We start from the raw sequence: 13,042 nt of genomic DNA on the forward strand, positions 1-13,042 counted from the left end.
CTCACTCGGACGTGTCCTTCTTGGCGGGCTTTGCCTTGGTGGGTCCGGCCTCGCCCCCCTCAGTCTTCGCTTTTTTCTCGGGCTTTTCCGCGGCAGATTCGGCGTGCGTCGCCTTCCCCTTTTTCTCCGGCTTTTCCGCACCCCCCTCGCCGGCGTCGCGCTTGGCCGGCTTGGCGGACGCCTCGTCGCCCTCGCGCTTGCCGAGCTTCCATTTGCTTCCCTTGGGCGGCCGCTGTTTCTTCGGGTGATTTTCGTAAGCGCGCACGACGCGAAGGATCTTCACGGTGCCGCCCGCATTCTCGACCGCCTTGACCGCGCTTGCCGAGGCGCCGGCGACCTCGAAGGCGAGCTTCGTCTTGACCTCGCCCTTGCCGAGCAATCGCACGCCGTCGCGCACGCGCCGTATAACCCCCGCGGCCAGCAGCGCCTCGACCGTGATCGGGCTCTTGGCGTCGAGCTTGCCAGCGTCGATCGCGCTCTGCACCCGGCCGAGATTCACCTCGTTGAAGTCCTTGGCGAAGATGTTTTTGAAGCCGCGCTTCGGCAGGCGGCGGTGCAGCGGCATCTGGCCGCCCTCGAAGCCCTTGATGGCGACGCCGGAGCGTGCCTTCTGGCCCTTCTGGCCGCGGCCCGACGTCTTGCCGAGACCCGAGCCGAGGCCGCGGCCGAGCCGCTTCTTAGCCTTGGTCGCGCCCGGCCGGTCGCTGATCTCATTCAGTCGCATGATACTCGTTCCTTAGGCCTTAAGCCTTGTCCTCGACGATGCGCACCAGGTGCTGGATCTTGGCGACCATGCCGCGCACCTGGGGACTGTCGACCAAGGTCCGCCGCTTGTGCATCTTGTTCAGGCCGAGCCCGATCAGGGTCGCGCGTTGAATACCGGGGCGGCGGATTGGGCTGCCAATCTGCTCCACGACGATCGTCTTCTGCTTGTCGGCCATCTCTCTCGACCCTTGCTCGTTGCAGGCTTACGCCTCGGCGGCGGCGGCGTCGCCTGCGCCGTCTCTCCGGCGCGATACGATCTCGCTCACCTTCTTGCCGCGGCGCGCCGCAACGCCACGCGGGCTGTCCTCATGCTTCAGCGCATCGAAAGTCGCCCGCACCATGTTGTAGGGATTGGAGCTGCCGAGCGACTTCGCCACCACGTCCTGGATGCCGAGCGTCTCGAACACGGCGCGCATCGGACCGCCGGCGATGATGCCGGTGCCCGGAGGCGCGGCGCGCAGAATGACCCGGCCGGCGCCGTGCTGGCCCCGTACGTCGTGGTGCAGGGTGCGGCCCTCGCGCAGCGGCACCTTCACCAAGTTGCGTTTGGCCGCCTCGGTCGCCTTGCGAATGGCCTCCGGCACCTCGCGCGCCTTGCCGTGGCCGAAGCCGACCCGGCCCTTCTGATCGCCGACCACGACCAGCGCGGCAAAGCCGAAGCGACGTCCGCCCTTGACCACCTTGGCCACGCGATTGATGTGCACGAGCTTGTCGACAAACTCGCTGTCGCGGTCGTCGCGGTCTCGTCCTTGCGGGCCTCGGCCCCCTTTGCGATCCATGTTCTCGATCCTCTAGAAGTTCAGGCCCGCCTCGCGAGCCGCATCTGCGAGCGCCTTGACGCGTCCGTGATAAATGTAGCCGCCGCGGTCGAACACGACGTCCTTGACCCCGGCCTTGAGCGCCCGCTCGGCGACAAGCTTGCCCACGGCTTGCGCCGCGGCGAGATCGCTGCCCTTCGGCAACGAGCCCTTGAGGTCCTTGTCGAGGCTCGACGCCGCCGCCACGGTCTTGCCCCCCCGGTCGTCGATGACCTGGGCATAGATGTGCTTGGAGGAGCGGAACACCGACAGGCGCGCGCGGTCCTTCGCCGCCCGCTTCAGCGTATGGCGAACCCGGCGCGAGCGCCGCACAAAGCTTTCATTCAATGCGCTCATGGTCTCTCACCGCTACTTCTTCTTGCCTTCCTTGCGGAGGATATACTCACCCGCATAGCGCACGCCTTTGCCCTTGTAGGGCTCCGGCGGCCTGAACCGCCTGATCTCCGCCGCCACCTGCCCCACCTTCTGCTTGTCGATGCCGGTCACGATGATTTCCGTGGGCTTCGGGCACTGCACCTGGATGCCTTGCGGAATGGGGTATTGGATGTCGTGGCTGTGGCCGAGCTGGAGCTGCAGATTGGGCCCCTGCACGGCGGCGCGATAGCCGACGCCGGTGATCTCGAGCTTCTTGGTGAAGCCCTCGGTCACGCCGGTGACGAGATTGGCGACGAGCGTGCGGGACATACCCCACATGGCGCGCGCATCCTTGGTGTCCTCGCGCATGGCGACCTCGATGCCGTCCTTGTCGGCCTTGGCCATGACCTGATCGGCGAGCACATGCTTGAGCTCGCCCTTAGGCCCCTTCACCTTGACCTCCTGGCCGTCCACCGCGGCGGTGACGCCGCCGGGAATTGCCACTGGTTTCTTGCCGATGCGCGACATGGGTCAAACCTTCGCTTCAATAGCGCCGCTAGAACACGTTGCAGAGAATCTCGCCGCCGACATTCTCGTTGCGTGCGCGGGAATCCGACATGACGCCCTTCGGCGTCGAGAGTATGGCGACGCCGAGGCCGTTGGCGACCGTCGGCAGGTCCTTCACCGAGGAATACACGCGCCGGCCGGGAGTCGACACGCGTTTGATGTCCTTGATGACGGGCTCGCCGTCGAAATATTTGAGTTCGATCTCGAACTCGGACTTGCCGCCGGTGTAATCGACTCTAGCGTAACCGCGGATATAGCCCTCCTCCGCCAGCACGTCGAGAACGTGCTCGCGCAGCTTCGAGGCCGGCGTCGTCACCTTGGCCTTGTGCCGCATCTGCGCGTTGCGGATGCGGGCCAGCATATCGCCTAGAGGATCGTTGATGCTCATCGATCGTCCTTACCAGCTCGACTTGACCAAACCGGGGATCAACCCGCTGCTTCCGAGATCGCGCAAGGCAATGCGCGACATGCGAAGCTTGCGGTAGTAGCCGCGCGGGCGCCCGGTGAGATCGCAACGGTTGCGGATGCGCGTCGGCGAGGAATTGCGTGGCAGCTCGGCAAGCTTGAGCCGCGCGGCAAAGCGCTCCTCGGCCGGCAGCGAGCGGTCGGAGGCGATCGCCCTCAGCCGCGTGCGCCGCACCTTGAATTTCTTGGCGAGGCGGCGGCGCTTCTTGTCCCGCTCGATCATGCTCGTCTTAGCCATTCAGTCCTCCTGTCGCAGCCCAAGCTGTCGCCTAGCCGCGGAACGGAAAATTCAAACCCTTGAGCAACGCGCGCGCCTCGTCGTCGGTCCGCGCCGTCGTGCACACGATGATGTCCATGCCGAGCACATCCTCGACCTTGTCGTAGTCGATCTCGGGGAAGATGATGTGTTCCTTCAGCCCGATGGCATAATTGCCTCTGCCATCGAAGCTTTTCGGGTTCAGTCCGCGGAAGTCGCGCACCCGCGGCAGCGCGATATTCACCAGCCGGTCGACGAACTCGTACATGCGGTCCTTCCGCAAGGTGACTTTGGCGCCGATGGCCATGCCCTCGCGCAGCTTGAAGGTCGCGATCGACTTCCGCGCCTTGGTGATGACCGGACGCTGGCCGGCGATCAGCCCGAGATCGGCGGCAGCCGCCTGCACCTTCTTGGAGTCGCCCACGGCTTCGCCGACGCCCATGTTGAGCACCACCTTGTCGAGGCGCGGCACCTGCATGACATTTTCGTAGCCGAACTCCTTGGTGAGCTCGCCCTTGAGCACGTCCTGATAGTGCTTCTTGAGCCGCGGAATGTATGCCTGCTCAGCCATCGATGACCTCGCCCGAGCGCCTGGCAAAGCGAACCTTGCGCCCGTCCTTTAGAAATTTGTAGCCGATGCGAGTCGGTTTCCCGTCCTTAGGATCCTCGATCGCGAGATTGGAAATGTGGATCGGCGCTTCCTTGGTGATGATGCCGCCCTCCTGCGCCGCCGTCTGGCGCTGATGGCGGCGTACCATGGCCACGCCATGCACGATGGCGCGGTTCTCGGCCGGCAGCACTTTCAGCACCTCGCCGCGCTTGCCCTTGTCCTTGCCGGTGAGCACCACGACGTGATCGCCCTTCTTGAGCTTCACTTTGGGCATCTACAGAACCTCCGGCGCGAGCGACACGATCTTCATGTGCCTCTTCGCCCTAAGCTCGCGCGTGACCGGGCCGAAAATACGCGTGCCAACCGGCTCGCCTTGCGCGTTGACTAGGACCGCAGCGTTGCGGTCGAAGCGGATGAGCGAGCCGTCCGGGCGCCGCACGCCGGTGGCGGTGCGCACGATCACGGCCTTCATCACCTGCCCCTTCTTGACGCGGCCGCGCGGGATCGCCTCCTTGACGCTGACCACGACGGTATCGCCGATCGAGGCGTATTTCCGCTTCGAGCCGCCGAGTACCTTGATGCACTGGACGCGCTTCGCGCCCGAATTATCGGCGACGTCGAGATTGGTCTGCATCTGAATCATGGCATCCGCCCTTGCTCGGGCCCTTGCGAGGCCCGCACTTCAATCCTAGCCCGCTGCCTGCTCGCGCGGCAGCACCACCCATCGTTTTTGTTTCGAGATCGGCGCGCACTCCTCGATCCACACCTTCTCGCCCACCTTGAACTCGTTCTTCTCGTCGTGAGCGTGATAGTTCTTGGACCGGCGCACCGTCTTCTTGAACAGGGGATGCGTGAAGCGGCGCTCGACCTTGACCACCACGGTCTTGTCGTTCTTGTCGCTCACCACCACCCCAAGCAGAACTCGTTTCGGCATCGTTGTTACCTTTAAGCCTTCGCCGCGGCGCTCTTCGCCCGCGCCACCGTCTGGATGCGCGCGATATCGCGCCTGATCTGTCTCACCCGCGCCGTGTTCTCGAGCTGCCCGGAGGCCGCCTGGAAGCGCAGGTTGAACTGCTCCTTCTTCAACTTGACCAACTCGTCGTTGAGCTGATCGATCGTCATCTCGTGCACCTGGCCCGCTTTCATCGCCTAGCCCTCGATGCGCGCCACGACGCGCGTCTTGATCGGCAGCTTGGCGGCGCCAAGCCGCAGCGACTCCCGCGCCACCGCCTCGGTCACACCGTCGATCTCGAACATGATGCGGCCCGGCTTCACCTTGGCCACCCAGAACTCCGGCGTGCCCTTGCCCTTGCCCATGCGCACTTCGGTCGGCTTCTTCGACACCGGCACGTCGGGGAACAGTCTGATCCACACGCGCCCCGCGCGCTTCATCTGCCTTGTCATGGCCCGCCGCGCGGCCTCGATCTGCCGCGCCGTGATGCGCGCAGGCTCCTGCGCCTTCAGCCCGAACGTGCCGAAATTGAGCGCAGTCGCGCTCGAGGCGGCGCCCTTGATGCGCCCCTTGTGCGCCTTGCGGAACTTTGTGCGTTTCGGTTGCAGCATGACTTAGCCTTGCCTCGCCCTACCCTTGCGCCGGGGCGGGTTCGCGGCGCCCGGTCGAACGGCCGCCTTCTTGTGCCTCGAGCGCCTTGTTCTCCTGGGCCATGGGATCGTGCTCCATGATCTCGCCCTTGAAGATCCACACCTTGATGCCGATGATGCCGTAGGCCGTGCGCCCCAGCGCCGTGCCGTAGTCGATATTGGCGCGCAACGTGTGCAGCGGCACGCGACCCTCGCGGTACCACTCCATGCGTGCGATCTCCGCGCCGCCGAGCCGGCCCGAGCAATTGATGCGGATGCCGAGCGCGCCCATGCGGATCGCCGACTGCACCGCCCGCTTCATGGCGCGGCGGAACGCCACCCGGCGCTCCAGCTGCTGGGCGATGCCCTCCGCCACCAACGTGGCGTCGATCTCCGGCTTCCGCACCTCGACGATGTTGAGGTGCACTTCGGAGTCCGTCATGCCGGCGAGCTCGCGGCGGAGCTTCTCGATGTCGGCGCCCTTTTTGCCGATGAGGATGCCCGGACGCGCGGTGTACACCGTGACCCGGCACTTCTTGTGCGGGCGCTCGATGACCACCTTGGAGATGCCGGCCTGCTTGCGCGAGCTGAGAATGTGCTCGCGCATCTTCAAGTCCTCGTGCAGGAGCCGCGCGTACTCGCCGCGGCTGGCGAACCAGCGCGAATCCCAGGTGCGGTTGACGCCGAGCCTAAGCCCGATCGGATTGACCTTCTGTCCCATTAAGCGGACTCCTCGACTTGCCGCACCACCACGGTCATCTGCGAAAACGGCTTCAAGATGCGAGCGGCCCGGCCGCGCGCCCGCGCGCGGAGCCGCTTCATCACGATGTTCTTGCCCACATAGGCCTCGGACACGACCAGCGCATCGACGTCGAGATCGTGATTGTTCTCGGCGTTGGCAATGGCCGACTCGAGCGTCTTCTTCACGTCCTTGGCGACGCGCTTGCGCGAGAAGGTGAGATCGGCGAGCGCGCGGTCGACCTTCTTGCCGCGGATCAGCTGGGCAAGCAGGTTGAGCTTCTGCGGGCTCACGCGAATGAGCCGGGTCACGGCCCTCGCCTCGTTGTCCTTGAGCGTGCGCTCGCGTTGCGGCTTGCCCATTACACTTTCGCCCTCTTCGCCTTGCGGTCGGCGGCATGGCCGTGGAACGTCCGCGTCGGCGCAAACTCTCCAAACTTGTGGCCGACCATGTCCTCGGTCACCAGCACCGGAATGTGCTTCTGGCCGTTATGGACGCCGAAGGTGAGCCCCACGAACTGCGGCAGGATGGTCGAGCGGCGCGACCACATCTTGATGATGGCATTGGACCCGCTGCCGCGCGCCTTCTCCGCCTTCTTCAAGAGATAGCCGTCGACGAACGGACCTTTCCAAATCGAACGTGCCACGTTTCGTTACCCCTTCTTCTTCTGATGGCGGCTGCGCAGGATGAATTTGTCGGTCGCCCGGTTGTGGCGGGTCTTCTTGCCCTTGGTCGACTTGCCCCACGGCGTCACCGGGTGGCGGCCGCCGGAGGTGCGGCCCTCGCCACCGCCATGCGGGTGGTCGACCGGGTTCATGGCCACGCCGCGCACCACGGGCTTCCGCCCCTTCCAACGCATGCGCCCGGCCTTGCCGATCGACACGTTGGAATTGTCCGGATTGGACACGGCTCCGACCGTGGCCATGCACTCCGCCGGGACCATGCGCGTCTCGCCGGAGTTGAGCCGCAGGATCGCGTAGCCCGCATCGCGGCCCACGAGCTGGACATAGGCGCCCGCCGCGCGGGCGATCTGGCCGCCTTTGCCCTTCTTCATCTCCACATTGTGGACGATGGTGCCGATCGGCATGTTGGCGAGCGGCATGGCGTTGCCTGGCTTCACGTCGACCCGCTCGTCGGCGATCACCGTGTCGCCCGGGGCCAGACGCTGTGGCGCCAGGATGTAGGCCAGCTCGCCATCCTCATACTTGATGAGGGCGATGAAGGCCGTGCGGTTTGGATCGTACTCCAGCCGCTCCACCGTCGCCGCCACGCCGAGCTTGCTGCGCTTGAAATCGACCAGGCGATAGCTGCGCTTGTGGCCGCCGCCGCGATGCCACACCGACACGCGGCCGTGATTGTTGCGCCCGCCGGACTTGGTCAGTCCCTCGGTGAGCGCCTTGACCGGTTTGCCTTTCCACAGGTGGCTGCGGTCGACGAGCACGAGCTGCCGCTGGCTCGGCGTGGTGGGTTTGAAGGTCTTGAGCGCCATGTCGTCAGATCCTCGTCGTCACGTCGATCTTGTCGCCTTCGGCGAGCTTGACGATCGCTTTCTTCACGTCCTGCTGGCGCCCCTTGAGTCCGCGGAAACGCTTGGTCTTGCCCTTGCGGGTCAGCGTGTTCACGGCAAGCACCTTGACGCCGAACAGCTTCTCGATCGCGGCCTTGATCTCGGGCTTGGTCGCGTCGCGGCGCACCTTGAAGATCACCTGGTTCGCCTCCGATGCCGCACTCGATTTCTCGGTGATGACCGGCGCGAGGATCACGTCGTAATGGGACAGCGCGCTCATTTGAACCGTGCCTCCAGCGCCTCGAGCGCCGCCTTGGTCAGCACGAGCTTCTCGTGCCGCAGAATGTCGTACACATTGATGCCCTGCACCGGCAGCACATCGATTTGCGGGATGTTGCGCACCGCGCGGGCGAAGCCGTCATGCACCGACGCGCCGTCCACGATCAGCGCCGAACCGAAGCCGAGCTTGGCGAAGCGCGTTTTCAGCTCCTTGGTCTTGGCCTCTTTCAGGTCGCACGAGTCGAGCACGACCAAAGTATCGGTCTTGGCCTTGGACGACAGCGCGTGCTTCAGCGCCAGCGCACGCACCTTCTTCGGCAAGTCGATGGCGTGGCTGCGCGGCTTCGGCCCGAACGCCTTGCCGCCGCCACGGAAGATTGGCGCCTTCTTGCTGCCGTGACGCGCCCGTCCCGTGCCCTTCTGCCGGTACATCTTGGCCGTGGTGGCGTTCACCTCGGAGCGGTCCTTGACGTGCGCCGTGCCGCTCCGCCGCTTGGCGAGCTGGTAGCGCACCATGCGTTGCAGGATGTCGGCGCGGGGCGTAAGCCCGAACACGTCGTCCGAGAGCTCCACGGTGCCCGCCTTCTTGGCGTCGAGCGTTGTGACGTCCGCCTTCATCACTCTTTATCCCCGCCCTCTGCCTGCTCCGCGGGCGCTTCCGGCGCCGACGCCTCGGCCGCCTCGGACTTGGCCTTTTGATCTTCGCCGCTCTTGCGGAACGCGCCTGGCTTCGGCGCCTCGCTCGGCAGCGAGCGCTTCACCGCATCCCTGAGCAGCACCCAGCCGCCCTTGGCCCCTGGCACGGCGCCGCGGATCATGATCAGCCCGCGCTCCGGGTCGGTCTTCACCACCCGCAAATTCTGCGTGGTGACGTTCACGTCGCCCATATGGCCGGCCATCTTCTTGCCCTTGAACACCTTGCCGGGGTCCTGGCGTTGGCCGGTCGAGCCGTGACTGCGATGGCTCACCGACACGCCGTGGCTCGCCCGTAAGCCGCCGAAACCGTGCCGCTTCATGGCGCCGGCGAAGCCCTTGCCGATCGATGTGCCGGACACGTCCACGTACTGCCCCTCGACAAAGTGGTCGGCGGTGATCTCAGCGCCCACGTCGATCAAGTTCTCCGGGCTGACGCGGAACTCGGCGAGCTTGCGCTTCGGCTCCACATTGGCCACGGCGAAGCTGCCGCGCTCGGCGCGGGTCAGACGCTTCACTTTCGGCCGGCCTGCGCCGAGCTGCACCGCGGTGTAGCCGTTCTTCTCGGCGGTGCGCTGGGCCACGACCTGGCAATTGTCGAGGCGCAACACCGTGACCGGAATATGCTCCCCGGCATCGGTGAAGATCCTGGTCATGCCGACCTTTTGCGCGATGACACCTGATCGCATCGAAGTTGCTTCCTTGCCTCGTGCCGCGCCCGCGTTAGAGCTTGATCTCGACGTCGACACCCGCCGCGAGGTCGAGTTTCATCAGCGCGTCCACCGTCTGTGGCGTGGGATCGACGATGTCGAGCAGCCGCTTGTGCGTGCGCATCTCGAACTGCTCGCGGCTCTTCTTGTCGATATGCGGCGAGCGGTTCACGGTGAACTTCTCGATGCGGGTCGGTAGCGGGATGGGCCCGCGCACTTCGGCACCGGTACGCTTCGCCGTGTTGACGATTTCCTTGGTCGACGCATCGAGAATGCGATGGTCGAAGGCTTTCAGCCTGATTCTTATGTTCTGACTTTGCATCTCGATGGCCTCAAAGTTTGGAGCGCGCCGCTTGGCGCGACGCGCTCCTGATTTTCCTTTACTCGATGATCGACGACACCACGCCGGCGCCGACGGTGCGGCCGCCTTCGCGAATGGCGAAGCGGAGTTTCTCCTCCATGGCGATCGGCACGATCAGCTCGACGGTCATGGCGATGTTGTCACCAGGCATCACCATTTCGGTGCCCTCCGGCAGCTGCACGACGCCGGTCACGTCGGTCGTGCGGAAGTAGAACTGCGGGCGGTAGTTGCCGAAGAACGGTGTGTGGCGACCGCCCTCCTCCTTGGTGAGGATGTAGGCCTCCGCCTTGAACTTGGTGTGCGGGGTCACCGAGCCCGGCTTGGCGAGCACCTGGCCGCGCTCCACCGCCTCGCGATCGACGCCGCGAAGCAGGCAGCCGACGTTGTCGCCCGCCTCGCCCTGATCGAGCAGCTTGCGGAACATCTCGACGCCGGTGACCACCGTCTTGGTCGTGGGCTTGATCCCGACGATCTCCACCTCCTCGCCGACCTTGATGATGCCACGCTCGATACGGCCGGTCACCACGGTACCGCGGCCGGAAATCGAGAACACGTCCTCGATCGGCATCAGGAACGGCTTGTCCTTCGGGCGGTCGGGCTGCGGAATATAGGAATCGACGGCCCCCATCAGCTCGTTGATCGACTCCGTGCCGATCTCGTCGTTCTTGCCCTCGAGCGCGGCGAGCGCCGAGCCCTTGACGATCGGAATCTCGTCGCCGGGGAACTCGTATTTGGACAGCAGCTCGCGGACTTCGAGCTCGACGAGGTCGAGCAGCTCGGGATCGTCGACCATGTCCACCTTGTTGAGATAGACCACGAGCGCCGGAACGCCGACCTGACGGGCGAGGAGGATGTGCTCACGCGTCTGCGGCATGGGGCCGTCGGCGGCGGACACCACGAGGATGGCGCCGTCCATCTGCGCGGCGCCGGTGATCATGTTCTTCACATAGTCGGCGTGACCGGGACAATCGACGTGCGCGTAGTGCCGCTTATCGGTCTGGTACTCGACATGCGCCGTCGAGATGGTGATGCCGCGCGCCTTCTCCTCCGGCGCCTTGTCGATCTGATCGTAGGCGGTAAAGGTTGCACCGCCCTTCTCGGCCAACACTTTGGTGATCGCGGCCGTCAGCGTCGTCTTGCCGTGATCGACATGACCGATGGTCCCGATGTTGCAATGCGGCTTGGTCCGCTCGAATTTTGCCTTAGCCATGTTGGCTCTCCATCCTTCTCACCAAAATCCAACTTCTCAACTGTTGCCTCAGGCGAACTTGGCCTGCACTTCTTCCGCAACCGCCTGTGGCACTTGCGCGTAATGATCGAACTGCATCGTGAACTGGGCGCGGCCCTGGCTCATCGAACGCAGCGTATTCACGTAGCCGAACATGTTGGCGAGCGGCACCATGGCGCTGATCACCGCGGCGTTCCCGCGGCTCTCCTGGCCCCGCACCTGCCCGCGGCGGCTCGTGAGATCGCCGATGATGCCGCCGACATAGTCCTCCGGCGTCACCACCTCGACCTTCATCATCGGCTCGAGCAGTTTGGGCCCGGCCTTCATGGCGCCCTCGCGGAATGCTGCGCGGGACGCAATCTCGAACGCCATGACGCTCGAATCCACGTCGTGGTAGGCGCCGTCAGTCAAGGTGACCTTCACGTCGAGGATCGGGAAACCGGCGAGCACGCCGGCATCGACGACGCTCTGCACGCCCTTGGCAACGCCGGGGACGTACTCCTTGGGGACGTTGCCGCCGACCACCTTGTTCTCGAACTCGTAGCCCTTGCCTCGTTCGTTCGGCTCAATGGTGAGCTTGACACGGGCGAATTGGCCGGAGCCGCCGGTTTGCTTCTTGTGGGTGTAGTCGACGTCGGCCTTCTTCGACACGGTCTCGCGATACGCTACCTGCGGCGCGCCGACATTGGCCTCGACCTTGAACTCGCGGCGCATGCGATCGACGATGATATCGAGATGCAGCTCGCCCATGCCTTTGATAATGGTCTGGCCCGACTCGTGGTCGACCGAAACGCGGAACGAGGGATCTTCCTGGGCGAGACGGTGCAACGCCACGCCGAGCTTCTCCTGGTCGCCCTTGGTCTTGGGTTCGACGGCGACCTCGATCACGGGATCGGGGAACTCCATGCGCTCGAGAATCACCGGCTTCGTCGGATCGCACAGCGTATCGCCGGTCGTGACGTCCTTGAGGCCGGCAATAGCCACAATGTCGCCCGTATAGGCCTCCTTGATGTCCTCGCGGTGATTGGCGTGCATGAGCAGCATGCGGCCGATGCGCTCCTTCTTGTCCTTCACCGTGTTGGCGAGCGTCTGGCCGGACTCGACCTTGCCCGAATAGATGCGACAGAAGGTGAGCGAGCCCACGAACGGGTCGTTCATGATCTTGAAGGCAAGCATGGACAGCGGCGCGTCGTCGGACGGTAGCCGGCTCACTTCCTCGTCGGTCTTGGCGTCGATAGCCTTGATCGCCGGCACGTCGAGCGGCGATGGCAGGTAATCGACCACAGCATCGAGCATCGGCTGCACGCCCTTGTTCTTGAACGCCGAGCCGCACAGCACGGGGTAGAACTGCAGCGTGCACGTGCCCTTGCGGATCAGCTCTTTCAGCTTGTCGACGGGAATTTCCCTGCCTTCGAGATAGGCCTCCATCGCGGCCTCGTCGAGCTCGACGGCCTGCTCCACCAGCTTGTCGTGATACTCCTTGGCCTGAGCGGCGTACTCGGCCGGAATGTCTTCCTCATGGAACTTGGCGCCCAAGGACTCCTCGTCCCACTTGATCGCCTTCATGCGGACGATGTCGATGACGCCGACGAAGCTCGACTCCACGCCCCAAGGCAACTGGATCACGATCGGATTCGCGCCGAGGCGGTCTTTGACCATTTTGACGCAGAGGAAGAAGTCGGCGCCGATCTTGTCCATCTTGTTGACGAAAATCATGCGCGGCACGTGATACTTGTCGGCCTGACGCCATACCGTCTCGGTCTGCGGCTCTACGCCCTGGTTGGCGTCGAGCAGCGCCACCGCGCCGTCGAGCACGCGCAAGGACCGCTCGACCTCGATGGTGAAGTCCACGTGGCCGGGCGTATCGATGATGTTGATGCGCTTGTCCTTCCAGAACGCCGTGGTCGCGGCGGACGTAATGGTGATGCCGCGCTCCTGCTCCTGCTCCATCCAGTCCATGGTGGCGGCGCCGTCATGCACTTCGCCGATCTTGTGGCTCTTGCCGGTGTAGTAGAGCACACGCTCGGTGGTCGTGGTCTTGCCGGCGTCGATATGCGCCATGATCCCGATATTGCGGTAGTCCGCGAGGGGGGTGGTGCGAGGCATAGT

Annotated in this window: 22 protein-coding genes and 1 pseudogene; all 23 read right to left on the reverse strand. The window is 64.7% G+C overall.

Annotation, left to right across the window (positions count from 1 at the left end):
• Window positions 1-274 precede the first annotated feature (274 nt).
• A pseudogene (gene rplO / locus ACRECX_RS01790) lies at window positions 275-724 on the reverse strand (50S ribosomal protein L15); the annotation flags it as partial.
• 19 nt (window positions 725-743) lie between these two features.
• Entirely contained in the window at window positions 744-941 is a 198-nt protein-coding gene (gene rpmD, locus ACRECX_RS01795; RefSeq protein WP_431557102.1) for a 50S ribosomal protein L30, read from the reverse strand.
• Window positions 942-968: 27 nt separating this feature from the next.
• Window positions 969-1,544 (reverse strand): 30S ribosomal protein S5, encoded by a 576-nt coding sequence (gene rpsE / locus ACRECX_RS01800; RefSeq protein WP_431557103.1) that lies wholly within the window; start codon window positions 1,542-1,544, stop codon window positions 969-971.
• 12 nt (window positions 1,545-1,556) lie between these two features.
• Window positions 1,557-1,919 (reverse strand): 50S ribosomal protein L18, encoded by a 363-nt coding sequence (rplR, locus tag ACRECX_RS01805; protein WP_431557104.1) that lies wholly within the window; start codon window positions 1,917-1,919, stop codon window positions 1,557-1,559.
• 12 nt (window positions 1,920-1,931) lie between these two features.
• Complete coding sequence (rplF, locus tag ACRECX_RS01810) at window positions 1,932-2,465, reverse strand: 50S ribosomal protein L6 (RefSeq protein WP_431557105.1); 534 nt, start codon at window positions 2,463-2,465, stop codon at window positions 1,932-1,934.
• 28 nt (window positions 2,466-2,493) lie between these two features.
• The gene (gene rpsH, locus ACRECX_RS01815) at window positions 2,494-2,892 is read right to left on the reverse strand and encodes a 30S ribosomal protein S8 (RefSeq protein WP_431557106.1); all 399 of its coding nucleotides are present in this window, start codon (window positions 2,890-2,892) and stop codon (window positions 2,494-2,496) included.
• Between the two features lie 9 nt (window positions 2,893-2,901).
• Complete coding sequence (gene rpsN / locus ACRECX_RS01820; protein ID WP_431557107.1) at window positions 2,902-3,207, reverse strand: 30S ribosomal protein S14; 306 nt, start codon at window positions 3,205-3,207, stop codon at window positions 2,902-2,904.
• Window positions 3,208-3,238: 31 nt separating this feature from the next.
• Complete coding sequence (gene rplE, locus ACRECX_RS01825) at window positions 3,239-3,796, reverse strand: 50S ribosomal protein L5 (protein WP_431557108.1); 558 nt, start codon at window positions 3,794-3,796, stop codon at window positions 3,239-3,241.
• Window positions 3,789-4,109, reverse strand: a complete 321-nt coding sequence (gene rplX / locus ACRECX_RS01830; RefSeq protein WP_431557109.1) for a 50S ribosomal protein L24 — start codon at window positions 4,107-4,109, stop codon at window positions 3,789-3,791. The genes rplE and rplX overlap by 8 nt, the downstream gene beginning before the upstream one ends.
• Complete coding sequence (rplN, locus tag ACRECX_RS01835) at window positions 4,110-4,478, reverse strand: 50S ribosomal protein L14 (RefSeq protein ID WP_431557110.1); 369 nt, start codon at window positions 4,476-4,478, stop codon at window positions 4,110-4,112. It abuts the gene before it with no gap.
• A 45-nt stretch (window positions 4,479-4,523) separates the two neighbouring features.
• Entirely contained in the window at window positions 4,524-4,769 is a 246-nt protein-coding gene (gene rpsQ / locus ACRECX_RS01840) for a 30S ribosomal protein S17 (protein ID WP_431557111.1), read from the reverse strand.
• A gap of 11 nt (window positions 4,770-4,780) precedes the next feature.
• A complete protein-coding gene (rpmC, locus tag ACRECX_RS01845) occupies window positions 4,781-4,981 on the reverse strand; it encodes a 50S ribosomal protein L29 (protein ID WP_431557112.1) in 201 nt (66 codons plus the stop codon).
• Between the two features lie 3 nt (window positions 4,982-4,984).
• Window positions 4,985-5,398: a 50S ribosomal protein L16 gene (gene rplP / locus ACRECX_RS01850; protein WP_431557113.1), complete on the reverse strand. Its 414-nt coding sequence runs from the start codon at window positions 5,396-5,398 to the stop codon at window positions 4,985-4,987.
• A gap of 19 nt (window positions 5,399-5,417) precedes the next feature.
• The gene (gene rpsC / locus ACRECX_RS01855) at window positions 5,418-6,137 is read right to left on the reverse strand and encodes a 30S ribosomal protein S3 (RefSeq protein WP_431557114.1); all 720 of its coding nucleotides are present in this window, start codon (window positions 6,135-6,137) and stop codon (window positions 5,418-5,420) included.
• Window positions 6,137-6,517 (reverse strand): 50S ribosomal protein L22, encoded by a 381-nt coding sequence (gene rplV, locus ACRECX_RS01860; RefSeq protein ID WP_431557115.1) that lies wholly within the window; start codon window positions 6,515-6,517, stop codon window positions 6,137-6,139. Before rplV ends, rpsC begins: the two co-directional genes overlap by 1 nt.
• Entirely contained in the window at window positions 6,517-6,801 is a 285-nt protein-coding gene (gene rpsS, locus ACRECX_RS01865; protein ID WP_431557116.1) for a 30S ribosomal protein S19, read from the reverse strand. The genes rplV and rpsS overlap by 1 nt, the downstream gene beginning before the upstream one ends.
• A gap of 6 nt (window positions 6,802-6,807) precedes the next feature.
• A complete protein-coding gene (rplB, locus tag ACRECX_RS01870; protein ID WP_431557117.1) occupies window positions 6,808-7,644 on the reverse strand; it encodes a 50S ribosomal protein L2 in 837 nt (278 codons plus the stop codon).
• A gap of 4 nt (window positions 7,645-7,648) precedes the next feature.
• Window positions 7,649-7,942 (reverse strand): 50S ribosomal protein L23, encoded by a 294-nt coding sequence (locus tag ACRECX_RS01875; RefSeq protein ID WP_431557118.1) that lies wholly within the window; start codon window positions 7,940-7,942, stop codon window positions 7,649-7,651.
• Window positions 7,939-8,559: a 50S ribosomal protein L4 gene (gene rplD / locus ACRECX_RS01880; RefSeq protein WP_431557119.1), complete on the reverse strand. Its 621-nt coding sequence runs from the start codon at window positions 8,557-8,559 to the stop codon at window positions 7,939-7,941. The genes ACRECX_RS01875 and rplD overlap by 4 nt, the downstream gene beginning before the upstream one ends.
• Complete coding sequence (gene rplC, locus ACRECX_RS01885; protein ID WP_431557120.1) at window positions 8,559-9,323, reverse strand: 50S ribosomal protein L3; 765 nt, start codon at window positions 9,321-9,323, stop codon at window positions 8,559-8,561. Before rplC ends, rplD begins: the two co-directional genes overlap by 1 nt.
• Before the next feature lie 34 nt (window positions 9,324-9,357).
• Entirely contained in the window at window positions 9,358-9,666 is a 309-nt protein-coding gene (gene rpsJ / locus ACRECX_RS01890) for a 30S ribosomal protein S10 (protein WP_069438070.1), read from the reverse strand.
• A gap of 58 nt (window positions 9,667-9,724) precedes the next feature.
• Window positions 9,725-10,915, reverse strand: coding sequence for an elongation factor Tu (tuf, locus tag ACRECX_RS01895; protein WP_431557121.1), 1,191 nt, complete (start codon window positions 10,913-10,915; stop codon window positions 9,725-9,727).
• A gap of 48 nt (window positions 10,916-10,963) precedes the next feature.
• Window positions 10,964-13,039: an elongation factor G gene (gene fusA, locus ACRECX_RS01900; RefSeq protein WP_431557122.1), complete on the reverse strand. Its 2,076-nt coding sequence runs from the start codon at window positions 13,037-13,039 to the stop codon at window positions 10,964-10,966.
• Between the last annotated feature and the right edge of the window lie 3 nt (window positions 13,040-13,042).

The organism is Methyloceanibacter sp. (assembly GCF_050726195.1).
Classification (GTDB): domain Bacteria; phylum Pseudomonadota; class Alphaproteobacteria; order Rhizobiales; family Methyloligellaceae; genus Methyloceanibacter.